Raw genomic sequence first — 23,527 nt, forward strand, 5'->3', positions numbered from 1 at the left:
CGGGACCGGGGCGGCCCCGGACACGGCTGCGCCCGCCTGCTCGGCGAGGACCGGGCGAGACGGGCGCGCGTGGATGCGATGGCGCCGGGGCGGGTCAGCCCATCAGCGCGAGGGTGCCGAGGACGGCTCCCACGACGGCGGCGATGCCGACGACGGCGAGGGCCGGCAGCAGCCGGGTGCGGCGACGGGCCCGGGTCTGGGCGCGCTCGCGGTTGGTCTCCTCGACGGCGGCGTAGAGGGGCGAGGGGTCGAAGGGCTGGATGTCCAGCTTGGGGAGCCCTGAGGTCCAGTGCGACACGAGCGTCACGTCCTTCCGGTGGCGAGAGTGGGACCACCGTAGTGACGCCACGGGCCCCGACGCACCCCGTTCGAGGGCCCCGACACGCCTTCGGTCCGAATGCCGCGGCGATGGTGTCCGAACGGACGAGACCCCCCGGCGCGTCGCGCCGAGGGGCCTCACGCCGGGTGGCTCAGCGCTCGCCGATCATCCCGTCGGCCCGGGTCTGGGCCTGGTCCACGTGGTCGGCGTACTTCTCGCCGGTGGCCGAGTCGGCGGCGTCGCCGCCGCGCTCGATGGCCTGGTCGCTGAGCGACTCGACCTGGTCGGGGTGCTGGTCGGAGAGCTCGGAGAGCTTGTCCTTGGCGTTGTCGAGGAATCCCATCGGCGGCCTCCTGGCGGTGGGGGACGGTGGACGCGCTCCGTGGCGGAGCACCTCCAGTCCACACCCGTTCCGCGGGCGGCGCCACCCCCGGCCCGCACCGGTGACGCCGCGGGGTTCTGGAAGAATCCGAGGCATGACCATCCGCCCCGTCGTCATCACCGGCGAGCCCGTCCTGCACCGGCGCGCCGAGCCGGTCTCCGTCATCGACGACGAGGTCCGCGAGCTCGTCGCGGACATGTTCGAGACGATGGACGCGGCCCGGGGCGTCGGTCTGGCCGCACCGCAGGTCGGGGTGGGACTGCGCATCTTCACCTGGCAGCTGGCCAACGACGACGGCATCCCGCCCCGCGGGGTCGTCATCAACCCCTATCTCGTCGCCGCCAAGCCGGTCGTCGGCGACCCCGACCCGCACGAGGAGTCCGAGGGCTGCCTCTCGGTGCCGGGGGAGTCCTTCCCGCTGCGGCGCGGGGAGCGGGCCACGCTCACCGGCCAGGACGTCGACGGCCGCGAGCTGCGCTACGAGGCCACCGGCTGGTTCGCCCGGATGCTCCAGCACGAGTACGACCACCTCAACGGCTTCCTCTACGTCGACCGCCTCGCCGACCCCTGGGCCCGCAAGGCGAAGAAGGCCGTCCGGGCCAACGGGTGGGGCAAGCCGGGCGGCTCGTGGATGCCCGGGGTGGACCGCGACCCCTTCGGCCACGACGACGAGACGCCCGACGCCGACCGCGTCGACTGACCGGGCACGGCACCGCCGGTCCGTCGTGACTCCTCCTGAGGTCGACCCCGTGGCGCCGGCGACCCCGGATCCCGGGCTCGTCGTCGCCGTCGTCGGGCCCACCGCCACGGGCAAGTCCGACCTCGGCGTCGCGCTCGCGCTGCGGCTGGGCGGTGAGGTCGTCGGGGCGGACGCCTCGCAGCTGTACCGGGGCATGGACATCGGCACGGCCAAGCTCGCCCCGGACGAGCGGCAGGGGGTCCCGCACCACCAGCTCGACGTCCTCGACGTCACCGAGGAGGCCACCGTCGCCGCGTACCAGCGCGACGCCCGGGCCGACCTCGAGGGGGTGCTGCGGCGGGGCCGGGTGCCGCTGGTCGTCGGCGGGTCCGGCCTGTACGTGCGGGCGGCCCTGGACCGGCTGCAGATCCCGCCCACCGACCCCGCCGTGCGCGCCGCGCTGGAGGCCCGGGCGCAGGACGAGGGCGGCGCGGCACTGTTCGCCGAGCTCGGCCGTCTGGACCCCGTCGCCGCGGCCGCCATCGAGCCCGCGAACACCCGCCGGGTGGTGCGGGCGCTCGAGGTCGTCGAGCTCACCGGACGCCCCTTCAGCGCGACCATGCCCCGCCGCGAGCACGTGCGGCCCACCGTCGTCCTCGGCCTCCGCCTGGACCGTGAGCGGCTCGACCGCCGGATCGAGCAGCGGACGCGGGCGATGTTCGACGCCGGGCTCGTCGAGGAGACCGCCGGGCTCGCCGGCCGCGGCCTGCGCGAGGGGCGCACCGCGAGCCGGGCCGTCGGCTACGCGCAGGCGCTCGCCGTCCTCGACGGGACGATGACGCTCGCCGAGGCGGTGGCCGACACCGCCGCCCGCACCCGGCGGCTCGTCCGGCGCCAGGAGTCCTGGTTCGGCGCGGACCCGCGGGTGCACTGGCTCGACGCCCTCGCCCCGGACCTGCTCGGGCGCGCCGCGGCGCTCGTCGAGGAGGCGGCGCACTGGCTGCGGCGCGAGGGATGGGACGATGGCGGGCATGGCTGACCCGCTGACCTTCACGAAGGGGCACGGGACCGAGAACGACTTCGTCCTCGTCCCGGACCTCGACGGCGCCCTCGGCCTCTCGGCCGGGCGCGCCGCCTTCCTCGCCGACCGGCGGGCCGGCGTCGGGGGCGACGGGGTCATCCGGGTCGTCCCGACCGAGCTCGCCGACGAGCCCGCGGTGCGCGAGCAGGCCGACCGGGCCCGCTGGTTCATGGACTACCGCAACGCCGACGGCTCGGTGGCGGAGATGTGCGGGAACGGTACCCGCGTCTTCGCCGCCTACCTGCGACGCGAGGGTCTGGAGACGGGCGACGCCTTCACCATCGCGACCCGCACGGGCGCCAGGGTCGTCCGCGCCGACGCCGACGGCTGGGCGGTGGACCTCGGACCGTGGCGGCTCGCCGACCCGCAGACCGCCGACCGCGACGGCGCCGACGCGCTGGTCCACGTCGGCGACGGGGACCCGTTCTCGGCCATCTCGGTCGACCTCGGCAACCCGCACACCGTCGTCGCCCTGCCCGAGGACGTCGACCTCGGCGCCCTCGACCTCGGCCGCGCCCCGCTGGTCCGGCCGGCCCCGCCGAACGGCACCAACGTCGAGCTCGTCCGCCCCATCGGACCCGGCCACGTGGCGATGCGCGTCCACGAGCGCGGAGTCGGCGAGACCCGCTCGTGCGGCACCGGGGCCTGCGCCGCCGCCGTCGCGACGAGCTTCTGGGCCGGGTCCCTCGACACCGGCTCGACGTGGCTCGTCGACGTCCCCGGCGGCCGGCTCACCGTCCGACTGCTCGCCGACCACGGCGTCGAGCTCGCCGGTCCGGCCGTCCTCGTCGCCGACGGCACGGTCCCGGCGGAGGTCCTGCCGGCCTGACGCCGCTCCGGTGGCGGGACCCCCGCGGCCGCTCTACCGTTCCCGGATGGGGACCCCGACCGCCGCCCGCACCACCCGTCCGTTCCACCGCCGCGCGCTCGCCGCGCTGGCGGTCGGCACCGCCGCCGCCCTCGCCCTCGGCGCGGTCCCAGCCACCGCCGCGCCGGACCGCGACCGTCCGCAGCGAGGCGGTCCACCGCCGGTCGGGCACGACCTGCCCAAGGTCCCGGTGATGACCGGCTCGGGCGGGGCCGTCGCGTCCGTCGACCCCGTGGCCAGCCAGGTCGGCATCGACGTCCTCGCCGCCGGCGGCAACGCCACCGACGCCGCGGTCGCCACGGCGGCGGCGCTCGGGGTCACCGAGCCGTACTCGACCGGCATCGGCGGTGGCGGGTTCTTCGTCCACTACGACGCCTCCTCCGGGCGGGTCGACACCGTCGACGGCCGCGAGACCGCCCCGATGAGCTACGACGAGACCGCGTTCCTCGACGCCGACGGCGACCCGCTGCCGTTCCGGACGGCCGTGAACTCCGGCCTGTCGGTCGGCGTGCCGGGCAACCCCGCGACCTGGCAGCGCGCCGTCGACCGCTGGGGCAGCGAGCGCCTGCGCGACCTGCTCAAGCCGGCCGAGCGGCTGGCCCGCAACGGCTTCGTCGTCGACCAGACCTTCCATGACCAGACGGTCGCCAACGCGGACCGGTTCTCGATGTTCCCCGAGACCGCCGTGGTCTTCCTGCCGGGCGGGCAGGCCCCGGCCGTCGGCTCGGTCTTCCGCAACCCGGACCTGTCCGCGGCCTACCGGGAGATCCGCACCCACGGGGTCGAGAGCCTCTACGACGGCCGGCTGGCCCGCGCCGTCGTCGCCGAGATCCAGGACCCGACGACCGCGCCCGGTGTCGAGGTCCCCGCCGGAGAGCTGACCCGTGCCGACCTCGCCCGCTACGAGGCGCTGGACAGGGCGCCCGTGCACTCGCGCTACCGCGGCCGCGACGTCTACGGCATGCCGGTGCCGAGCAGCGGCGGGATCGCCGTCGCCGAGATCCTCAACCTCGTCGAGGCCTACGACGAGCGCACCGGCACCCCGACGAGCGAGGTCGACCAGGTGCAGTACCTGCACCGGTTCTCCGAGGCGTCCGCGACGGCCTTCGCCGACCGCAACCGGTACGTCGGGGACGTTCCCGGCGTGCCGACCGGTGAGCTCGTCTCGCAGGGGTTCGCGGACGAGCGCAGCTGCCTGTTCGACCCCGCCGCCGCGATGCCGCGACCCGTGCCGTTCGGCAGTCCCGACGGCTCGTACGCCGACTGCGGTGACGCCCGGGCCTCCGGGATCCTGCCGCACGAGGGGATGTCGACGACGCACCTGTCGGTGGTCGACCGGTGGGGCAACGCGGTGTCCTACACCTCGACCATCGAGCAGACCGGCGGCTCGGCCATCACCGTGCCCGGCTGGGGGTTCATCCTCAACAACGAGCTGACCGACTTCGACTTCGTGCCGCTGACGCCGGGCGTGCCCGACCCGAACCTGCCCGGCCCGGGCAAGCGGCCGCGCTCGTCGATGTCGCCGACGGTCGTCGTCGGCGCCGACGGCCTCGAGCTCGTCGCCGGCAGCCCCGGTGGCTCGACGATCATCACGACGACGGCGCAGATCCTCCTCGGGGTCTACGAGCGCGACCTGTCGGTCGGCGACGCCGTCGCGGCGCCGCGGCTGTCCAGCCGCAACGGGTCCACCGAGTCGGCGGAGCCGGCCATCGCCGGGTCGCCGGTCGGGGCCGGGCTCACCGCACTCGGGCACCGGCTCTCGAGCACCCCGGAGATCGGCGCCGCGACGGCGATCCGGGTGCTCGGCCCGGACCGCTACACCGCGGCGGCCGAGCCCGTCCGGCGCGGTGGCGGGTCGGCGATGGTCGTCGTCCCCGACGCCGGCTAGCGGACGGCGACGGTGCCGGGACCCCGGTTCGTCACCGAGACCCCGCTTCCGAACCCCTGCCCGGCGGACATTTCGGGGTCACCCCGAAATGTCCGCCGGGGGGCGGACCTCGAGGACGCGGAACCCGCGGCTGGAGGCGACGCGCTCGCACGGCATGCCGAGCTCGCCGGTGACCCAGCGCTGGAGGCTGTCGGAGCCGAGGTTCTTCTGCACGACGAGCGACGCCACCCCGTCGGGCGCGAGCCGCGGCAGCCAGGTGCGCAGCAGGTCGTGCAGGACGGCCTTGCCGACCCGGATCGGCGGGTTCGACCACAGCCGGTCGACGCGCACCTCGGCCGGCACCTGCTCGGCGGTCACCGCCCGCACGCGCTCCAGGCCGAGCGCGGCGGCGTTGCGCCGGCACAGGTCCAGCGCCCGGGCGTTGACGTCGACCGCCCAGACGGTCGCGGCGGGGGAGCGCAGGCCGAGGGTGAGGGCGAGCGGGCCCCAGCCGCAGCCGAGGTCGACGAAGGTGCCCTCGGGGGGTGGCTCGGCGACGTGCTCCAGGAGCACCGCGGTGCCCTTGTCGAGGCCGCCGGGGGAGAAGACACCCCCCGCCACCTGCACGGTGACCTCGCGACCGGCCAGCCGGACGGTCAGCGCCCGGCGCTCGTCGGCGCTCGCGGGGTCGGCGGTGAAGTAGTGCTCGCTCATCGGCTCCGAAGGCTAGCGGCCGGCGGCGACGACGCCCGCACCGCGGAAGAAACCCGTCGCCGCCCGGCGTTCCACCGTGCGACAGTAGGGAGAACATGACAGCACGCGACATCCTCTCCGGACGGGCCTCCGCCCTGGCCCGCGACACCGCCCCCGAGACCCTCGACGACGCCGGCGTCGTCCTCGACGACGACCGCCTCGACTACGACGGCGACCAGTACGACCGCGAGGAGCGCGCCGCGCTCCGCCGCGTGTCCGGGCTCTCGACCGAGCTCGAGGACATCACCGAGGTCGAGTACCGCCAGCTCCGGCTGGAGCGCGTCGTCCTCGCCGCGGTGTGGTCCGAGGGCACCCTGGAGGACGCCGAGAACTCCCTGCGGGAGCTCGCCGCCCTCGCCGAGACCGCCGGGTCGGAGGTGCTCGCGGGGGTCGTCCAGCGCCGGGCGCACCCGGACCCGGCCACCTACCTCGGCAAGGGCAAGGCCGTCGAGCTGCGCGACGTCGTCGTCGCCGAGGGCGCCGACACCGTCATCGCCGACACCGAGCTCGCACCCAGCCAGCGCCGCGCGCTCGAGGACGTCGTCAAGGTCAAGGTCATCGACCGGACGGCGCTCATCCTCGACATCTTCGCCCAGCACGCCAAGAGCCGGGAGGGCAAGGCCCAGGTCGAGCTCGCCCAGCTGCAGTACCTGCTGCCGCGGCTGCGCGGCTGGGGCGAGTCGATGTCCCGGCAGGCCGGCGGCCAGGCCGCGGGTGGCCAGGGCATGGGCTCGCGCGGACCCGGCGAGACGAAGATCGAGCTCGACCGGCGCCGGATCAACTCCCGCATCGCGCGGCTGCGCCGGGAGATCAAGGACATTAAGACCGTCCGTGACACCAAGCGCGGCGGCCGCCGGGCGAACCGGGTCCCGAGCGTCGCCATCGCCGGCTACACCAACGCCGGGAAGTCGAGCCTCCTCAACCGGCTCACCGGGGCCGGCGTGCTCGTCGAGAACCAGCTCTTCGCGACCCTCGACCCCACCGTCCGCCGCGCCGAGACCCCGGACGGCCGGCTCTACACCCTCGCCGACACCGTCGGCTTCGTCCGCCAGCTGCCCCACCAGCTCGTCGAGGCGTTCCGCTCGACCCTCGAGGAGGTCGCCGACAGCGACCTGCTGCTCCACGTCGTCGACGGCTCCCACCCCGACCCGGAGGGCCAGATCACCGCGGTCCGCTCCGTCCTCGCCGACGTCGGCGCCACGGACGTCAAGGAGGTCGTCGTCGTCAACAAGGCCGACCTCGCCGACCCCGAGGTCCTCGACCGTCTGCTCCGGCACGAGAAGCACTGCCTCGTCGTGTCCGCCCGCACCGGCGAGGGGCTGGACGCCCTGCGCGCCCTCGTCGCCGACGAGCTGCCGCAGCCGGACATCGACGTTGAGGTCCTCGTGCCCTACGACCGCGGCGACCTCGTGAGCCGCGTCCACGAGGTCGGCGAGGTGCTGGCCAGCGAGCACGTCGCCGAGGGCACCCGGCTCACGGCGCGGGTCGACGCCGAGCTCGCCGACGACCTCTCCGCCTTCGCGGTCTGACGCCTCAGGCGCGCCCTCGCGGGTCGGCGAGCCACCGCCAGACGTAGGACACGTAGGTCGTGACGCCGCACAGGAGCAGGACGCCGACGAAGACGTGGGCCCCGACGACCTCCAGCGACCCCAGCGTCACCTGGAGGACGGCGGCGGCCAGCAGCGACAGCGCGAACCACAGCGGCCACGACGGCCCGTCGCCCCGCCGGACCCGCAGCGCCGCCACGACGCACGCAATCGTCGTGACGAGGACGACGTAGGCGCCGGCCTCGTGCACGGCTTCCAGGGCCTCGCTCTTCGGGGGGTCGACGAGGGTCGCCACGAGGCCGGAGCCGAACCCCGCCTGGCCCACGGCCACCGCGAGGAGGACGGTCGCGAGGACGCGCAGCAGGCGGACCGGTGTCATGGCCCGGAGTCTACGAAAGCGCCGTCGTAGGGTCGCGGCGTGACCTTCCTGCGCACGGAGCGGACCCGGCTGCGGCCGCCGGCCGAGGGCGACCGGGACCTGTGGGTGCGCCTGCACACCGACCCCGCGCAGTACCCGCTGGCCCCGTGGGCCCGGGCCGCCGACCCGCAGGCGGCCGGGGCGACGTTCGAGCGCGCGCTGGCCCACTGGGCCGAGCACGGCTTCGGGTACGGCGTCGTCGAGGACGCGACGGGCGAGGCTCTGGGGGTGGCCGGCGTCATCCACGGCCGGGAGCGGGAGCACCTCAACCTGTACTACCGGTTCGACCTCGCCCACCACGGCCGGGGCCTCGGCACCGAGGTCGCCCGGGCGCTCGTCGCCGACGTCGTCGAGCACCGGCCGGTGCTGCCGCTGGTCGCCACCGCCCGACCCGGCCACGACGCGTCGATCCGTACGGCGCAGCGGGCCGGCCTGCGCCTCGTCGGCGCCGCCGCCGCGGGCGTCGAGCTGCCGGGCGTGCCGCCACCGGCGGTCGCCCGGGCCCGGGCCGCCGACCCCGACGACGTCGCCCCGCCCGTGGTGCTGCTCGCCCCGCGGGCCGAGACCCACCGCGGCCGTCTCGGTGCCGACGCCCGCGAGGGGCTCCTGGACCTGTGGTGCGCGACGAACGACGCGGGGGGAGCGGTGGGCTTCCCGCCCGGTGCCCCGCGGGAGGCGGTGGCCGAGGCCCTCGCGGCGCACGAGTCGGCCCTGGCCGCGGGGCGCGCGACCGCCGTGCTGCTGCGCGGCCCGGCGGGCGAGGTCCTCGCCTGCGGGTTCTGGGGCGCCGAGACCGGCCCGCTGCTCACGCACTTCCGGACCGGCTACCGGGTGATGAGCGACCCCGGCTCGCGCGGGCGCAACCTCGGCCGGCTCGTCCTGGCGGCGCTGCACCGGGCCGCCCGCGAGGACGGCGTCGAGGTCGTGGCCGTCGTCGCCCGCAGCGGCCTCGGGCTCAGCCGGTTCTACGAGCGCAACGGCTACGTCGAGGTCGGCCGGGTGCCCGGCAACATCCGGGTGGCGCCCGGCGACGACCGGGACAGCATCCAGCTGGCCCGGCGGCTTGACGACCGGCCGATGGTCGGCGACGGCCGCCCCTGACGCGGGTCAGGGCCGGCCGCCCCCGCGAGGGCCGGGACCGGGCGCGTCGACGGAGGCGAGCGCGTCCTCGCGCTCGCTCGCCTCGACCGCGACCCGTTCCGCCCGGTTCCAGAGCAGGAGCGCGAGCAGGGCGAGCGCCTGCGCGGTGGAGGCCAGGAAGACGGAGAACTGCGAGGTGTAGGACGCGAGCGGGTCGGCGACCCCGAGGAGGACGGCCATCCCCGCGACGCCCCAGACGGTGGCGGGACGGACGCGGCGGCGCGAGGGCGACATGAGGACGACGGCGACGAGGGCGAGGACGCCGCCCACCGCACCGGCGACGGTCGAGGCGACCGCGACGCGGAACCCGAAGCCGCCGAGCTCGTAGGTGTCGCCGGAGGCGGTGACAAGGTCGACGGTCCGCAGCTCCGGGGGCAGGAACGGCAGGGCGACGAGGGTGACGATCGCGGTCACGGCGCCGAAGGCGTGCAGGAGCAGCACGGCCCGGGCCAGCCGGCGCGTCACGGTCGGGCCCAGACGGGTGGCGAGCCTGTCCCAGCGGCTGCTGCCGTGCTGTTCCGCGAGGGCCCGCTCGGTGGCGAACGCCGAGGCCATCGCGTCGATGATGCGCCGCTGCTGCTCGTCCGGGTCGCACTCACGCGCCCGGTCGAGGTGGTGGAGGAGGCGCAGGTGTCGCTGCGTCGTCAGGCGGTCGTCGGCCGCCGCCGCGGCGAGGTCGAGGACGACGTACAGGTGCGCCTCGGCGGTGTCCCGCCGGTAGCGCGACAGCGCGAACGTCGCGCCCGCGAGGAGGACGAGGAAGAGGTAGACGATGGTCGCCGCGAGCGGGAAGAAGTAGTCGTTGGTCTGCGTGATGAACTTGCCGACCTCGTCGACGAACAGCCCGGCGCCGACGCCGCCGAGCGCGCCCGCGGCCGGCGGCACCCACGTGTCGGACAGGCCGGCCGCCAGGACGACGGCGACCGTGAGGAGCACCCCGCCCCACAGCGCGTGCGCGAGGTGGTAGACCTCGCCGCCGATCTGCGGGAAGCCGGTGAGCGTGAGGTAGGCCCGGGTCGCCATGACGGTGACCGCGCAGGCGGTGGCGAAGACGAGCACGACCGTCCCGGCCTGCTCGCGGGGCACGGGCAGGCGCGAGGTCGAGCGCGAGGACCGCCCCGGTCCGTTCCGCACCTCGCCCGTCACACCGACAGTGTGCCCGGCCGGGTCAGCTGAGGCCGACGATGCGCCCGTCGTCGTCGACGTCGATGCGCTCGCTGGCGGGGACCTTCGGCAGGCCGGGCATCGTCATGATCTCGCCGGTGACCATGACGACGAACCCCGCTCCCGCCGCCAGGCGGACCTCGCGGACGCTCACCGTGTGGCCCTCGGGTGCGCCGCGCAGGGTCGGGTCGGTGGAGAACGAGCTCTGCGTCTTGGCCATGCAGATCGGCAGGTGGCCGTAGCCCTCGGCCTCGATGGCCGCGAGGCGCTTGGCCGCCTTGGGCTCGAAGGTCACGCCGGCGGCGCCGTAGACGCGGGTGGCGACGGCCTCGGCCTTCTGCGCCAGGGGCATGTCGTCGGGGTAGACGAACTGCAGGTCCGCGCTGCCCTCCTCGATGACCTCGAGCACGCCGCGGGCCAGGGCCTTCGAGCCGTCCGAGCCGTCGGCGAAGTGGGTGGCCTCGTAGGCGCGCACGCCCTCGGCCTCGACGAGGCGCAGCACCTCGGCGACCTCGGCGTCGGTGTCGGAGGGGAAGCGGTTGAGCGCGACGACCGGCGGCAGGCCGTAGACGTCGCGGACGTTGCGCAGGTGCCGGCGCAGGTTGGCCATGCCCGCCGTCACGGCCTCGACCGACTCGGTGCCGAGGTCGGGGACGTTCACCCCGCCGTGGTACTTCAGCGCGCGGACCGTCGCGACGACGACGACCGCGGAGGGGCGCAGCCCGGTGGCGCGGCACTTGATGTCGACGAACTTCTCCGCGCCGAGGTCCGCGCCGAAGCCGGCCTCGGTGACGACGTAGTCGGCGAGCTTGAGCGCCGTGCGGGTCGCCATCACCGAGTTGCAGCCGTGCGCGATGTTCGCGAACGGGCCGCCGTGGATCATCGCCGGGGTGTGCTCGAGGGTCTGGACGAGGTTGGGGGCCAGTGCGTCGCGCAGGATCACCGTCATCGCCCCGTGGACGTTGAGGTCGCGGGCGTGCACCGCCTGCTTGGTTCCGCGGGTGTAGCCGACGACGACGCGGCCGAGCCGCTCGCGCAGGTCGGCCACGGAGGTCGCGAGGCAGAGGATGGCCATGACCTCGGAGGCGACGACGATGTCGAAGCCGTCCTCGCGCGGGATGCCGTTGGCCACGCCGCCGAGCCCGACGACGACGTCGCGCAGGGCGCGGTCGTTGAGGTCGACGACCCGCTTCCAGGTGACCGTCCGGGGGTCGATGTCCAGGGCGTTGCCGTGGTGCAGATGGTTGTCGAGCACGGCCGAGAGGAGGTTGTTCGCGGCGGCGATGGCCGCGAAGTCGCCGGTGAAGTTGAGGTTGATGTCGGCCATGGGGACGACCTGGGAGTACCCGCCGCCCGCGGCCCCGCCCTTGATGCCGAAGACCGGCCCCATCGACGGCTCGCGCAGTGCGACCATCGCGTTCTCGCCGAGCGCGGCCAGGCCGTCGGCGAGCCCGACCGAGGTCGTCGTCTTGCCCTCGCCGGCCGGGGTCGGGGAGATGGCGGTGACGAGGACGAGCCGCCCGTCGGTGCGGGACTCCAGCGCGCGCACCCCCGCGAGCGAGACCTTCGCCTTGTCGTGGCCGTAGGGCACGAGGTGCTCGGGGTCGATGCCGAGGCGCTCGCGCGCCAGGTCGAGGATCGGGGTGAGCTCGGCGGCCTCCGCGATCTCGATGTCGGGCGGGACGGGGCGGGTGCGCGCGCTCGTGGTCACGGCGCCATCGTGACACCGCGGGGGGTCCGCCGACAAGAGGAACGACGCACTGGACGCAACCGGGTGCGTCATACGCAACGCTGGGGACGACGGCGGCGGCCGCGCCACCGCACCGCCTAGTCTGCCGGGGTGCCCTCCCTCGACGACCTGCTGCGCGCCGCGGTCGCCGGGGTGGGCGGTGCCGAGCGCACCGGCCAGGTCGAGATGGCCGAGGCCGTCGCCGACGCCGTCCGCCGGCGCGAGCACCTGCTCGTCCAGGCCGGCACGGGCACCGGCAAGTCGCTGGCCTACCTCGTTCCCGCGGTGCAGCACGCCGTCGACACCGGGCGCACCGCCGTCGTCGCCACGGCCACCCTCGCGCTGCAGGCCCAGATCGTCGACCGCGACATGCCCCGCCTCGCGGAGGCGCTGGAGCCGGTCCTCGGCCGCCGGCCCACGTACGCCCTCGTCAAGGGCCGGCGCAACTACGTCTGCCTGCACAAGCTCGAGGGCGGCTTCCCCGACGAGGACGCCGACAGCCTCATGGCGGTCGGCGACGTCGACCGGTCGGCCGGACGCCTCGGCCAGGAGGTCGTGCGGCTGCGGCAGTGGGCCGAGCGCACCGAGTCCGGCGACCGCGACGAGCTCGTCCCCGGCGTCTCCGAGCGCGCCTGGCGACAGGTGTCGGTGAGCGCCCAGGAGTGCCTGGGCTCGCGCTGCCCGATGGTCTCGGAGTGCTTCGTCGAGCGTTCCCGGGAGGCCGCGCGCGACGTCGACGTCGTCGTCACGAACCACTCGTTCATGGCCATCGACGCCTTCGAAGGGCGTCAGCTGCTGCCCGAGCACGACGTCCTCGTCGTCGACGAGGGCCACGAGCTCGTCGACCGGGTCACCTCGACGATCACCGACGAGCTGACCCCCGGGTCCGTGCGCGCGGCCGGCAAGCGCGCGGGCCGGCAGGCCGACGCCGCCGAGGCCCTCGACGACGCCGCGACCCTGCTGGAGTCGGTGCTCGAGCCGCTGCCCGAGGGCCGCCTGACGAGCCTGCCCGACGCGCTGGCCACCGCGCTCGGACGCATCCGCGACGTCGCCCGGGCCGCCTCCACCGAGCTCAAGCCCCAGCAGGGCGAGCAGCCGGACACCGCGAAGCAGGTGGCCCGGGCCGCCGTCGACGAGCTGTTCGAGTCGGCCGAGCGGATGCTCGACGAGCGCGAGCTCGACGTCGTCTGGGTCTCGAAGGACCCGCGGCGCGGTCCGGTGCTGCGGGTGGCGCCGATGAGCGTCGCCATGCTCGTGCGGGACAAGGTGTTCGGCGACCGGACGGTCGTCATCACCTCGGCGACCCTCGAGCTCGGCGGCTCCTTCGACGCCGTGGCCGGGACCATCGGGCTGCGCGGCGAGGACGCCCCCCGGTGGCGCGGCCTGGACGTCGGCAGCCCGTTCGACTACCCGCGCCAGGGTGTCGCCTACGTCGCCACCCACCTGCCGCCGCCGGGGCGCGACGGGACGGCCCCGGAGACGCTGGACGAGATCGAGGCGCTGGTGCGGGCCGCCGGCGGGCGCACGCTCGGGCTGTTCTCGTCGATGCGCGCCGCCCGCGAGGCCACCGAGGTGATGCGCGAGCGGCTCGAGGACACCGACGTCGTCGTCCTCTGCCAGGGCGAGGACCAGATCGCGACCCTCGTGCGCGAGTTCGCCAAGGACCCGCGGACCTGCCTGTTCGGCACCCTGTCGCTGTGGCAGGGCGTCGACGTCCCCGGCTCGTCCTGCCAGCTCGTCATCGTCGACCGCATCCCCTTCCCCCGCCCGGACGACCCGCTGGCGTCGGCGCGCTCGCAGGCCATCGCCCGGATGGGCGGCAACGGCTTCATGGCGGTCTCGGCGACGCACGCGGCGCTGCGCCTGGCCCAGGGCGCCGGACGACTCATCCGCCGGTCCGACGACCGCGGTGTCGTCGCCTTCCTCGACTCGCGGATGATGACGGGGCGCTACGCCGGGTTCCTCCAGCGCTCGCTGCCGCCGTTCTGGCCGACGGCCGACCGCGACCTCGTCCTCGGCGCCCTGCGGCGGCTCGACGAGACCGCGCCCCCGCCGCTGCCGGTGAGCGAGCCGACCCTGCGCGGCCTCACCGGCGCCGTCGCGGGCACGACGATGGCCGCGGCCGCCCCGGAGCCCGCCGAGCGCCCCGTCGCCCACCCGCCCCCGCCGCCGGAGTCCGCCCGGACCGCCGTCACCCAGGGCCACGCGTGGAGCGCGCAGGAGGACGAGGAGCTGCGCGACGGCGTCGGCCTCGGCCTGACGCTGGAGGAGCTCGCGGAGTCGATGGAGCTGCCGCCCGACGTCGTCGCCGCGCGGCTGGACGGGCTCGGCCTGGAGGCGGGCGCCGACGCGCGCCTGACCTTCGACTGAGAGCGCCGAGCGCCCGGTGGGCACCGCGGCCGGACACGGCGGTCCTCGCTAGCCTCGGGGGCGTGCGGATCCCGGTCGGAGAAGCGGACGCCGGGCGCCCGGCGCGGCTCATGCTCGCCGCGTCCGGCCTCACCGCGCTCGGCGCGCTCCCGCCCTTCCTCCTCGGCGCGCAGGCCGTCGGCGTCCGGGGCGACCTCGGCATCGGTCTCGGCGTCCTCGGCGGCGCGGTGAGCATCTTCTTCGCGGCCGCGGCGGCCGGGTCGGTGCTCGCCGGGCGCCTCGTGGACGGGGCGGGCCGGCGCACGGGGATCGTCGTCGCCGGGGGCCTCGTCGCGGTCGGGGGGCTCGTCATGGCCACGCTCGTGCACGGGCCCGCCGCCCTGCTCACCTGCATGGCCCTGCTGGGCCTCGGCAACGCCTGCTGCCAGACCGCGGCGAACACCTCGATGGCGCGGGCGCTGTCGGCCTCGCGGCGAGGGCTGGGGTTCGGCGTCAAGCAGTCGGCGGTGCAGCTGGCCGTCATGGCGGGCGGCATCGCCGTGCCGACGCTCGGGCGCTGGTTCGGCTGGCGCAGCACCTTCGTCACGAGCGCGGCGGTGGGGGCCGTCGTCGTCGCCTCCGCGCTGCTGCGCTCGCCCGCCGAGGCCGGGGGGCCGGTCGGCGCGGTCGAGCACCCGGACCGTCCCCCGTGGCCGCCGCTGCTGCTCTGCGGCCTGGCCATCACCTTCGCCAGCGCGGCCGCGAACTTCCTCGGCGCCTTCGTCGCGTCCTGGGGGTTCGAGGCGGGACTCGACCCGACGGCCACCGGGCTGCTCATGGCCGTGGGGTCGGCCGCGTCCATCGCGATGCGGGTGCTCGCCGGGTGGCGCGCGGACCGCCGCAACGGCGCGAACCTGCCCGTCGTCGCCGCGCAGATGCTCTCCGGGGCGGTGTGCCTGGCGGGCGTCGCCCTCGGCACGCCCTGGGCGGTCGTCGTCTTCGGGGTCCTCGCCTTCGCCGTCGGCTGGGCCTGGCCGGGGCTCATGCTCTTCGCCGTGGCCCGGGTCGGGCGGGACAGCCCGGCGCAGGCCTCGGGCGTCATCCAGGCCGGCGCTTTCGTCGGCGGCGCGGCGGGTCCGCTGCTGCTCGGGACGCTCGCGCAGCACGGGGGCTTCAGGGCGGCCTGGTTCGTCGGCGCCGGCTGCTTCGTCGTCGCCGGGGTCCTCGTGCTGCTCGCCCGGCGTGGGTTCCGGGCGGACCTGCTGGCCCGCCCGCCGCGCGAGCCCCTGGCCTGGGGCGGCGGACGGGTCCGGCCGGCGCCGCCGCAGGGCTGACCCGGCGTCGGCGGCGGGTGGCAGAGTGAGCGCCATGACCGAGGACCTCGCGCTCGCCCGGCGGGTGCCCCCGTACGTGCTCATCGCCGGGCCCGAGGGCGTCCTCGCCGAGCGCGGTTTGGCCGAGACCCTGGACCAGCTGCGGGTCACCTCCCCCGACCTCGAGGTCATCCGCCTCTACGCCGGCGCCTACGAGAGCGGCCAGCTCGTGCTGCACACCAGCCCGTCGCTGTTCGGCGGGGCCAAGTGCGTCGTCGTCCACGACGTCGACGAGGCCCCCGACGAGCTCCAGGCCGACCTGCTCGCCGTGCTCGCGGCGCCGCCGGAGCCCGACCTCACCCTCGTCGTGCTGCACAAGGGCGGGCAGCGGGGGAAGAAGGTGCTCGACGCACTGCGGGGGACCGGCGCGCGGGTGGTCGACGCCCCGGCGGTCAAGACCGACCGGGACAAGGCGGACTTCGCCACCCATGAGTTCCGCCGCGCCCGGCGCAAGGCGACGGCCGAGGCCGTCCACGCCCTCGTCGAGGCCGTCGGCCGGGACGTCCGTGAGCTCGCGGCCGCGTGCGCCCAGCTCGTCGAGGACACCACCGGCGTCATCGACGAGAAGGTCGTCCTCACCTACCACGGTGGCAAGGTCGAGGCGACGGGCTTCCGGGTCGCCGACGCGACGATGGCCGGCGACCCCGCCGAGGCGCTGCGGCTGCTCCGGCACGCCATCGCCGTCGGTGTCGACCCCGTCCCCATCGTCGCCGTCCTGGCCCAGCAGGTGCGCCAGCTCATCAAGGTCGGCACCGCCGGTCGCGGCCGGTCCGGTGACATCGCCCGGGAGGTCGGCATGGCGCCGTGGCAGGTCGACCGGGCCCGCCGGACCCTCGGCGGCTGGACCGCCGACGACCTCGCGGTGGCCGTCCAGGTCCTCGCCGCGGCCGACGCGGAGGTCAAGGGTGGTGGCCGCGACCCCGTCTACGCCGTCGAGCGGGCGGTGCTCGCCATCACCGCGCGCCACTCCCGCAACCGGACCGACTGACCCGGCCCGGACGGCCTCGGGCCGACGCGTTTTGGCGGGTGGGCGCCGCCGCTGGTACCTTTGACGACTGCGTGCGCGTGTGGTCGCGCGCGCACGAGCACCATCCAGCGCGAGTCAACCACGGGTGCCCCACGCCCGGTCCCGACCCGCGTCTGCCGCCCTCTACGGCAACCGAACCCCGACCGAAGGCATACGAACCAGTGGCGAACATCAAGTCCCAGCTCAAGCGGATCAAGACGAACCAGGTCGCGACCGACCGCAACAAGGCGGTCAAGTCCGAGTTCAAGACGGCGATCCGCCGCTTCCGCGCGGCCGCCGCCTCCGGCGACTCCGCCGCCGCGGGCGAGGCCCTCAAGGTCGCGTCGACCAAGCTCGACAAGGCCGTGAGCAAGGGCGTCATCCACAAGAACCAGGCCGCGAACAAGAAGTCCGCGATGGCCCGGCAGGCCGCCCAGCTCTGAGCCGAGCCGCCTGACCCGGCGAGGGCCCGTCACCGCACCGGTGACGGGCCCTCGCCGGGTCCGGGCCGGAACGTCAGCCGGCCGCCCGCACGGCGGCGGCGACCTCGTCGAAGCGCTCGCGGGGGAGGACCGCGCCCTCCCGGCGCACGGCCGAGGGGTCGATCCGCAGGACCCGGTTCACCCGGACCTCGCTCGGCCGGCCGCGCGAGTCCCAGGCGCCGGAGCCGATGTCGACCCAGAGCCGCCCCGCCCGCCGCTCCTGCTCCTCGTCGCGGTCGTGGTCCTTGCTCGTCAGCTGGAGGGCGAGCAGCCACGGGCCGTCGCGCCCGACGAGCAGGACCGGCCGGTCCTTGCCGCGGGAGTGGTCCTCCTCGTAGGGCACCCAGGTCCAGACGATCTCCCCGGGGTCCGGCTCGCCGTCGGGCTCCGGGGCGTACGTCGGGTCCAGCGACCCGGTGAAGTCGCCGGGGTAGGCGCCGGCCGCCCGGGCCGGCGCCGAGGTACGGCGCGACGGGGCGGACGCCCGCCGGGTCCTCGTCGCGGCCCGCACCACCTCCCGGACGGCGGAGTCGAGCACGGGCCGGAGGATCCGCTGCCACTGCATGGGGGTGACCCTACTGACGCGGACGTGCCGGTCAGCGGTGGCGCCGGGCGACGGCGGCGGCCACCGCGTCGAACCGCTCGCGCGGCAGCACGGCGCCCTCGCGTCGCACCCGCCTCGGGTCGACGCGCACGACCCGGTCCACCCGCACCTCGCTCGGCCGGCGCTGCGGGTCCCAGCCGCCGACGCCGACGTCCACCCAGCGCGGACCGCGCGGCCCGGCGTTGCCCGGGTGGCCGCGGTGGGACCTCGAGGTGAGCTGCAGCCCGAGCAGCCACCGCCCGTCGCGGCCGACGAGCAGCACCGGGCGGTCCTTGCCCTGCCGGTGGTCCTCGGCGAACGGCACCCAGGTCCAGACGACCTCGCCGGGATCGGGGCGGCCGTCGGCCTTCGGGGAGTACTCCGGGACGAGCCGCCCGGTGAAGTCGCCGGGGTAGGGCGGTGCCAGCCCCAGCAGGGTGCGCAGCCACCGTCCGAGCCGCGCGAGCACGGTCTCCGAGGTCCCCTCCCGGTCCGCCATGGGCGGGAGCGTAGTGGCCGGCGCCGACGGCCGCAGGCGCTCGGCGCGGTTCGGGCGCACCGCCGGGACGTGGGACACTGGGTGCAGATCCCCGTCTCCGAGACCATCCGAGGAAACCCCGTCCCCGTGTCCCCCCGCGCCAGCAGCGTGCTGCAGCCGCACGCGACGCCGCCGGAGTCGATCCGCAACTTCTGCATCATCGCCCACATCGACCACGGCAAGTCCACCCTCGCCGACCGGATGCTCCAGATCACCGGCATCGTCGACGACCGCGCGATGCGGGCGCAGTACCTCGACCGGATGGACATCGAGCGCGAGCGGGGCATCACCATCAAGTCCCAGGCGGTCCGGATGCCGTGGGAGGTCGACGGCGCGAGCCACGTCCTCAACATGATCGACACCCCGGGCCACGTCGACTTCACCTACGAGGTCTCCCGCAGCCTCGCGGCCTGCGAGGGCGCGGTCCTCCTCGTCGACGCCGCGCAGGGCATCGAGGCGCAGACCCTCGCGAACCTCTACCTCGCGATGGAGAACGACCTCACGATCATCCCGGTCCTCAACAAGATCGACCTGCCCGCCGCCCAGCCCGAGAAGTACGCCGAGGAGCTCGCCGGCCTCATCGGCTGCGACCCCGCGGACTGCTTCCAGGTGTCGGGCAAGACCGGGCAGGGGGTCGAGCCGCTGCTCGACGCCATCGTCCGCCAGCTGCCGGCGCCGGTGGGGGACGCCGACGCCCCGGCCCGGGCGATGATCTTCGACTCGGTCTACGACACCTACCGCGGCGTCGTCACCTACGTCCGGGTCGTCGACGGCAACCTCAACCCGCGCGAGCGCATCGCGATGATGTCGACCAAGGCCACCCACGAGCTGCTGGAGATCGGTGTCATCAGCCCCGAGCCCCAGTCGGCCCGCGGCCTGGGCGTCGGCGAGGTGGGGTACCTCATCACCGGCGTGAAGGACGTGCGCCAGTCCAAGGTCGGCGACACCGTCACGAACTCCGCGAAGCCCGCGACGACCGCGCTCGGCGGCTACCGCGACCCCAAGCCGATGGTGTTCTCGGGCCTGTACCCGATCGACGGCAGCGACTACCCGGACCTGCGCGAGGCGCTCGACAAGCTCAAGCTCAACGACGCCGCGCTCGTCTACGAGCCGGAGACCTCCGTCGCCCTCGGGTTCGGCTTCCGTTGCGGCTTCCTCGGCCTGCTGCACCTCGAGATCGTCCGCGAGCGGCTGGAGCGGGAGTTCGGCCTCGACCTCATCTCGACCCAGCCCAACGTCGTCTACGACGTGACGATGGAGGACGGCACCGTCATCCGCGTCACGAACCCCAGCGAGTTCCCCGGTGGCAAGGTCGCCGAGGTCCGCGAGCCCAAGGTACGCGCGACGATCCTCGCCCCGAGCGACTTCATCGGCGCCATCATGGAGCTCTGCCAGGGCAAGCGCGGCACGCTGCTCGGGATGGAGTACCTCTCCGAGGAGCGGGTCGAGATGCGGTACACGCTGCCGCTGGCCGAGATCGTCTTCGACTTCTTCGACGCCCTGAAGTCGCGCACCCGCGGGTACGCCAGCCTCGACTACGAGCCCGACGGCGAGCAGGTCGCCGACCTCGTCAAGGTCGACATCCTCCTCCAGGGCGAGCAGGTCGACGCGTTCTCGGCGATCGTCCACAAGGACCGCGCCTACGGCTACGGCGTGATGATGGCCGGCAAGCTCAAGGAGCTCATCCCGCGCCAGCAGTTCGAGGTGCCGATCCAGGCCGCCGTCGGCGCCCGGGTCATCGCCCGCGAGAACATCCGGGCCATCCGCAAGGACGTCCTCGCCAAGTGCTACGGCGGCGACATCTCGCGCAAGCGCAAGCTGCTCGAGAAGCAGAAGGCCGGGAAGAAGAGGATGAAGAACATCGGCTCGGTCGAGGTGCCCCCGGAGGCCTTCATCGCCGCGCTCACCTCCGACGGCGCCGGTGCCACGGCGTCGAAGAAGTGACGGCGCCCGCAGCGACAACGACGTCCTCGGCCTCCACCACCACCGGTCACCAGCCCTCCCGGCTGCTCGTCCCGCTCTCCGCCCTCCTGTGGGGCACCCAGTTCGCCTTCCTCAACCCGGCGATCGGGATCATCCTCGTCGCCCTCTACGGCGCGAGCGCCCGCGAGGTCGGGCTGGCGCTCATGGCCTACAACGTCAGCGGGTTCGTCTCCACCCTCGTCGTGCCGTCGCGGGCCGACCGCTCGGGTGACTACCTGCGCCCGCTGCTCATGTGCGGCGGCTTCACCATCGCGCTCACGACCGCCCTGGCCCTGGTCTCGACCCTGCCGTTCGCGGTCCTCGCCCTCGTGGCGCTCGGCGGCCCGGCCGGGGTCGCGATCGGGCTGATCTTCGCCCACCAGCGGCACACCGGGGCCACCCCGGCCCAGATCATGCGGACCCGGGCGGTGTTCTCCTTCGCCTGGGTCGGCGGTCCGCCGCTCGCCGCCTTCCTCATGGGCTTCCTCGGCAACCGCTCGATCCTCTGGGCGGTCGCCGGGCTCGGCGTCCTCGGCCTCGGCCTCACCCGGGTGATGATGCGCGAGCACGGGCGCTCTCCGCAGGCGGACGTGGCCCCGCCGTCCGGCGACCGGATGGCCGTCGCCCTGCGCCGGCCGGACGTCCTCGTGCTCCTCGCGGTCTTCGTCTCCCTCGGGGCGGCCGTGAGCGCGGCGGTGTCGGTGACGCCGCTCTACGTCACCCACGAGCTGGGCCTGAGCATGGAGTGGAGCGGGGTCGCCCTCGGCACCTGCGCCGCGCTCGAGATCCCCATCCTCGTCTCGCTCGGCCGGCTCACGACCCGGTTCGGCCCGCGCCGCGTCGTCGCCGCCGGCACCGTCCTCGGCCTCGCCTACTACGCGACGATGACCGTCGCCGGCGGCCCGGTCACCCTCGTCGCCGGCCAGCTGCTCAACGCCGTCTTCATCGCGACGATGTCCGGCGTCGGGCTCACCCTCTTCCAGGACGTCCTCGGCCGGCCGGGGCTCGCGTCCTCGCTCTTCATGAACACCACCCGCGTCGGAGCCATCGTCTCCGGGCCGGTCATCGCGCTCGGCGGCGGCAGCGTCCTCGGGTACACCGGCGTCTACGCGCTCTGCGGCTGTCTCGTCGTCCTCGGCAGCGCCATCCTCGTCCTCACCCGGGTGGGGGCCCGGGTGAGGACGAGCCGGCGGGCTCAGCCCGTCGGGCCCCCGGAGCGGTAGAGGCGGATCTGCGAGATCGACCACCAATTGCCGGCCGAGGCCGTCGACGTGACCCGGACCCACCGGGCCGCGGTGGTCCTCGAGGTCACGGTCTCGAGCTGGCCGGTCCCGGTGCCTTCGCCGAAGGTGGTCCAGTGGGCGCCGTCCTTGCTCGTCTCCACGCGGTATCCGCGGGCGTAGTCGCCGAGGTTCCCGCCGCTGTCGACGTCGACGGTGTCGAAGGTCCGGACCCGGCGCAGGTCGATGGTCACGCTCTGACCGGGCGTCTGGCCGGTCCCGCTGGACCAGCGGGTCGAGCCGTCGCCGTCGACGACGAGCCCGGCGTCCTGCGCGTTCGAGGTGGCGGTGGCGTCGGCGCCGTCGGTCGAGACCTCGGTGGGTACCGAGCGGTCGAGGGCCCCGTCCGGGCCCCAGACGAAGGTCGCGACCGAACCGCCCGGCAGCGTGTACTCGAAGCGCTGCGCCCCGAGCCGGACGGCGAACGAGCGGGGGTCGTCGTTCTCGTTGTGGACGACGAGTGCGGTCGAACCGTCGGGGTTGCGGAACGCGACGTCGGTGACCTGCCCGTTCCACGCGGGGTTGCCGTAAGAGGTGGACCCGATGCGGACCGCGCCCGGCGCGACGAACTTCGAGAGATGGCCGATCGTGTAGTACTCCGCGTCGGTCCGCACGGTGCCGTCCGGCATCACGGTGACGAGCCCGGTGCAGGTGTCGCAGCCACCGAGGTGCGGTCCGCCGTCCTCGCGCAGGGCGATGTTCCAGTTCACGACCGACTTCGCCCAGTTGCGGGTCGTGCCGACGGTGAGGGTGCGCGCGTGCCAGGTGAGGGTGCCGCGGAAGATCTGCGGGACGGTGTCGTCCGGCCCGTGCGACCCGGAGCACTCGGTGAACCAGATCCCCTTCTTGGGGTAGGCGTCGTGCAGCGCCGTCTGGGCGCCGGGGTCGCCCGCATAGCAGTGGTAGGCGGTGCCGGCGACCCACGTGGCGGCGGGGGAGGCGAGCACCTCGTAGGGGTAGTCGGTCTCCGGGCTCTCACCGGGCGGGGTGTTCGCGACGTCGTCGGGGTGGGTGGCCCAGTTGTGGTCGTAGGCGAGGATGCGGGTGTGCGGGCTGGCAGCGCGCAGCAGCGGTCCGAGGGCCTCGATGACCTTCACCTCCTGACGCACCGGCAGGTCGGTGCCGGGGTAGCCGTCGGGTGTGCGGTTCTGCGGCTCGTTCTGCACGGTGAGGTAGTCGACCGGGACTCCGGCCGCGGCGTAGGCCTGGACGAACTTCACGAGGTAGCGGGCGTAGGCGTCGTAGACCTTCGGGTCGTCCTTGAGGCGTCCGCCGACCAGGCTGTGGCCCGTCTTCATCCACGCGGGCGGGCTCCACGGGGTGGCGAGCACGGTGATCTCCGGGTTCAGCCGCTTGGCCTCGCGCAGCAGGGGCAGCACCTGCTTCTCGTCGTGGGCGATGCTGAAGTGCTCGAGGGGGAAGTCGGTCTCCCCGGCGGGCACGTCGTCGTAGGTCCAGTGGTGGTCGTCGGCGGTGAAGTCGGAGGAGCCGACCGGCTGGCGCAGGAAGCTCACCCCGATACCGTCCCTGGGGTCGAACAGCGAGCGCATCGTCGCCTCGCGGGTGGCGGGGTCGAGACCGGAGAGCACCGCGGCCGAGGAGTCGGTGATCGAGGCGCCGAAGCCGTCCATGCTCTGGAACCGCTGCCGTGGGTCGACCCGGATGGTCGTGAGGTCGGACCCGCCCTCGGTGAAGTGGACGGGGGCCCGCTCGTGGAGCAGCTCCGCACGGTCCGGGGTGGTCACCCAGACCCGGACCGGGACCTCGTCCGCGGCGGACTTCCCGGGGGCGGCGATGCCGGGCGCCGCCGACAGCACGGTCACGCCGAGCGCGAGCGCGCCCGTGGTGGCGACGAGCGTGCGGCCGCGCCGCGCTCGCCGGTGGGTGGTTCTCGTCATCGCACACGTCTCCTCGTCGAGCCGGTCGTTCGGTGCCCTCCGCGGCTCCTGTAACATCTGTAACGCCAGGTGCCCGCGGACTGGTGAGGGCCGCCCAGGGATGGGTCGC

General features: G+C 74.8%; 21 protein-coding genes. 12 read left to right on the plus strand and 9 right to left on the minus strand.

Annotation, left to right across the window (positions count from 1 at the left end):
* Positions 1-94 precede the first annotated feature (94 nt).
* Both EPD83_RS07100 and EPD83_RS07105 read right to left on the minus strand, forming a co-directional pair.
* A complete protein-coding gene (locus EPD83_RS07100; RefSeq protein WP_128365578.1) occupies positions 95-307 on the minus strand; it encodes a hypothetical protein in 213 nt (70 codons plus the stop codon).
* A 163-nt stretch (positions 308-470) separates the two neighbouring features.
* Complete coding sequence (locus tag EPD83_RS07105; protein WP_128365577.1) at positions 471-662, minus strand: antitoxin; 192 nt, start codon at positions 660-662, stop codon at positions 471-473.
* A gap of 133 nt (positions 663-795) precedes the next feature.
* On the opposite strand from EPD83_RS07105, the gene def reads away from it, so the two are divergent.
* Genes def through ggt form a run of 4 tightly spaced genes read left to right on the plus strand, consistent with a single transcriptional unit; the run spans position 796 to position 5,217 of the window.
* Entirely contained in the window at positions 796-1,401 is a 606-nt protein-coding gene (def, locus tag EPD83_RS07110; protein ID WP_128365576.1) for a peptide deformylase, read from the plus strand.
* A 49-nt stretch (positions 1,402-1,450) separates the two neighbouring features.
* Positions 1,451-2,419, plus strand: a complete 969-nt coding sequence (gene miaA, locus EPD83_RS07115) for a tRNA (adenosine(37)-N6)-dimethylallyltransferase MiaA (protein ID WP_205859444.1) — start codon at positions 1,451-1,453, stop codon at positions 2,417-2,419.
* Positions 2,412-3,290, plus strand: a complete 879-nt coding sequence (dapF, locus tag EPD83_RS07120; RefSeq protein WP_128365574.1) for a diaminopimelate epimerase — start codon at positions 2,412-2,414, stop codon at positions 3,288-3,290. Before miaA ends, dapF begins: the two co-directional genes overlap by 8 nt.
* Before the next feature lie 46 nt (positions 3,291-3,336).
* On the plus strand, positions 3,337-5,217 hold the full coding sequence (gene ggt, locus EPD83_RS07125) for a gamma-glutamyltransferase (protein ID WP_128365573.1): 1,881 nt from the start codon (positions 3,337-3,339) through the stop codon (positions 5,215-5,217).
* Between the two features lie 78 nt (positions 5,218-5,295).
* Here ggt and EPD83_RS07130 read toward each other — a convergent pair whose 3' ends face one another.
* Positions 5,296-5,910, minus strand: coding sequence for a class I SAM-dependent methyltransferase (locus tag EPD83_RS07130; protein WP_128365984.1), 615 nt, complete (start codon positions 5,908-5,910; stop codon positions 5,296-5,298).
* Positions 5,911-6,005: 95 nt separating this feature from the next.
* Between EPD83_RS07130 and hflX the strand changes: the two genes are divergently transcribed.
* Positions 6,006-7,478 carry a GTPase HflX gene (hflX, locus tag EPD83_RS07135; protein ID WP_128365983.1) on the plus strand — a complete coding sequence of 491 codons (1,473 nt, stop codon included), beginning with the start codon at positions 6,006-6,008 and terminating at the stop codon, positions 7,476-7,478.
* A gap of 4 nt (positions 7,479-7,482) precedes the next feature.
* Here the strand turns inward: hflX and EPD83_RS07140 are convergent, their stop codons facing one another.
* The gene (locus EPD83_RS07140) at positions 7,483-7,875 is read right to left on the minus strand and encodes a hypothetical protein (RefSeq protein WP_128365982.1); all 393 of its coding nucleotides are present in this window, start codon (positions 7,873-7,875) and stop codon (positions 7,483-7,485) included.
* 39 nt (positions 7,876-7,914) lie between these two features.
* Between EPD83_RS07140 and EPD83_RS07145 the strand changes: the two genes are divergently transcribed.
* The gene (locus EPD83_RS07145) at positions 7,915-9,015 is read left to right on the plus strand and encodes a GNAT family N-acetyltransferase (protein WP_128365981.1); all 1,101 of its coding nucleotides are present in this window, start codon (positions 7,915-7,917) and stop codon (positions 9,013-9,015) included.
* Between the two features lie 6 nt (positions 9,016-9,021).
* Here EPD83_RS07145 and EPD83_RS07150 read toward each other — a convergent pair whose 3' ends face one another.
* Both EPD83_RS07150 and EPD83_RS07155 read right to left on the minus strand, forming a co-directional pair.
* Positions 9,022-10,200 (minus strand): hypothetical protein, encoded by a 1,179-nt coding sequence (locus EPD83_RS07150; RefSeq protein ID WP_128365980.1) that lies wholly within the window; start codon positions 10,198-10,200, stop codon positions 9,022-9,024.
* 22 nt (positions 10,201-10,222) lie between these two features.
* Positions 10,223-11,929: a formate--tetrahydrofolate ligase gene (locus tag EPD83_RS07155; protein ID WP_235950392.1), complete on the minus strand. Its 1,707-nt coding sequence runs from the start codon at positions 11,927-11,929 to the stop codon at positions 10,223-10,225.
* Between the two features lie 129 nt (positions 11,930-12,058).
* Here EPD83_RS07155 and EPD83_RS07160 point away from each other — a divergent pair, with 129 nt between their 5' ends.
* From EPD83_RS07160 to rpsT, 4 genes are all read left to right on the plus strand, one after another.
* Entirely contained in the window at positions 12,059-14,317 is a 2,259-nt protein-coding gene (locus EPD83_RS07160) for an ATP-dependent DNA helicase (RefSeq protein ID WP_235950393.1), read from the plus strand.
* 62 nt (positions 14,318-14,379) lie between these two features.
* Positions 14,380-15,630, plus strand: a complete 1,251-nt coding sequence (locus tag EPD83_RS07165; RefSeq protein WP_128365978.1) for an MFS transporter — start codon at positions 14,380-14,382, stop codon at positions 15,628-15,630.
* A 34-nt stretch (positions 15,631-15,664) separates the two neighbouring features.
* Positions 15,665-16,657 carry a DNA polymerase III subunit delta gene (gene holA / locus EPD83_RS07170; protein WP_165566402.1) on the plus strand — a complete coding sequence of 331 codons (993 nt, stop codon included), beginning with the start codon at positions 15,665-15,667 and terminating at the stop codon, positions 16,655-16,657.
* A gap of 200 nt (positions 16,658-16,857) precedes the next feature.
* The gene (gene rpsT, locus EPD83_RS07175; protein WP_128368029.1) at positions 16,858-17,118 is read left to right on the plus strand and encodes a 30S ribosomal protein S20; all 261 of its coding nucleotides are present in this window, start codon (positions 16,858-16,860) and stop codon (positions 17,116-17,118) included.
* Positions 17,119-17,191: 73 nt separating this feature from the next.
* On the opposite strand, the gene EPD83_RS07180 is transcribed toward rpsT, so the two are convergent.
* Together EPD83_RS07180 and EPD83_RS07185 are read right to left on the minus strand one after the other, a co-directional pair.
* Positions 17,192-17,722 (minus strand): type II toxin-antitoxin system PemK/MazF family toxin, encoded by a 531-nt coding sequence (locus EPD83_RS07180; protein WP_128368028.1) that lies wholly within the window; start codon positions 17,720-17,722, stop codon positions 17,192-17,194.
* Positions 17,723-17,753: 31 nt separating this feature from the next.
* Positions 17,754-18,239: a type II toxin-antitoxin system PemK/MazF family toxin gene (locus EPD83_RS07185; RefSeq protein ID WP_165566403.1), complete on the minus strand. Its 486-nt coding sequence runs from the start codon at positions 18,237-18,239 to the stop codon at positions 17,754-17,756.
* A gap of 126 nt (positions 18,240-18,365) precedes the next feature.
* On the opposite strand from EPD83_RS07185, the gene lepA reads away from it, so the two are divergent.
* Both lepA and EPD83_RS07195 read left to right on the plus strand, forming a co-directional pair.
* On the plus strand, positions 18,366-20,222 hold the full coding sequence (lepA, locus tag EPD83_RS07190; protein WP_235950394.1) for a translation elongation factor 4: 1,857 nt from the start codon (positions 18,366-18,368) through the stop codon (positions 20,220-20,222).
* Positions 20,219-21,463 (plus strand): MFS transporter, encoded by a 1,245-nt coding sequence (locus EPD83_RS07195; RefSeq protein WP_128365928.1) that lies wholly within the window; start codon positions 20,219-20,221, stop codon positions 21,461-21,463. The genes lepA and EPD83_RS07195 overlap by 4 nt, the downstream gene beginning before the upstream one ends.
* On the opposite strand, the gene EPD83_RS07200 is transcribed toward EPD83_RS07195, so the two are convergent.
* Positions 21,436-23,418 (minus strand): glycoside hydrolase family 30 beta sandwich domain-containing protein, encoded by a 1,983-nt coding sequence (locus EPD83_RS07200; protein ID WP_128365927.1) that lies wholly within the window; start codon positions 23,416-23,418, stop codon positions 21,436-21,438. The genes EPD83_RS07195 and EPD83_RS07200 overlap by 28 nt on opposite strands.
* Positions 23,419-23,527: the final 109 nt, after the last annotated feature.

Source organism: Phycicoccus flavus, assembly GCF_004025965.2.
In the GTDB taxonomy this organism is placed as follows: Bacteria; Actinomycetota; Actinomycetes; order Actinomycetales; family Dermatophilaceae; genus Phycicoccus; species Phycicoccus flavus.

Bases quoted from the DNA above. Each gene is read 5' to 3' on its own strand.
- EPD83_RS07180 (WP_128368028.1), bottom strand. From the start codon at position 17,722: ATGCAGTGGCAGCGGATCCTCCGGCCCGTGCTCGACTCCGCCGTCCGG.
- ggt (WP_128365573.1), top strand. From the start codon at position 3,337: ATGGGGACCCCGACCGCCGCCCGCACCACCCGTCCGTTCCACCGCCGC.
- hflX (WP_128365983.1), top strand. From the start codon at position 6,006: ATGACAGCACGCGACATCCTCTCCGGACGGGCCTCCGCCCTGGCCCGC.
- dapF (WP_128365574.1), top strand. From the start codon at position 2,412: ATGGCTGACCCGCTGACCTTCACGAAGGGGCACGGGACCGAGAACGAC.
- EPD83_RS07130 (WP_128365984.1), bottom strand. From the start codon at position 5,910: ATGAGCGAGCACTACTTCACCGCCGACCCCGCGAGCGCCGACGAGCGC.
- EPD83_RS07185 (WP_165566403.1), bottom strand. From the start codon at position 18,239: ATGGCGGACCGGGAGGGGACCTCGGAGACCGTGCTCGCGCGGCTCGGA.
- EPD83_RS07200 (WP_128365927.1), bottom strand. From the start codon at position 23,418: ATGACGAGAACCACCCACCGGCGAGCGCGGCGCGGCCGCACGCTCGTC.
- EPD83_RS07105 (WP_128365577.1), bottom strand. From the start codon at position 662: ATGGGATTCCTCGACAACGCCAAGGACAAGCTCTCCGAGCTCTCCGAC.
- EPD83_RS07140 (WP_128365982.1), bottom strand. From the start codon at position 7,875: ATGACACCGGTCCGCCTGCTGCGCGTCCTCGCGACCGTCCTCCTCGCG.
- holA (WP_165566402.1), top strand. From the start codon at position 15,665: ATGACCGAGGACCTCGCGCTCGCCCGGCGGGTGCCCCCGTACGTGCTC.
- def (WP_128365576.1), top strand. From the start codon at position 796: ATGACCATCCGCCCCGTCGTCATCACCGGCGAGCCCGTCCTGCACCGG.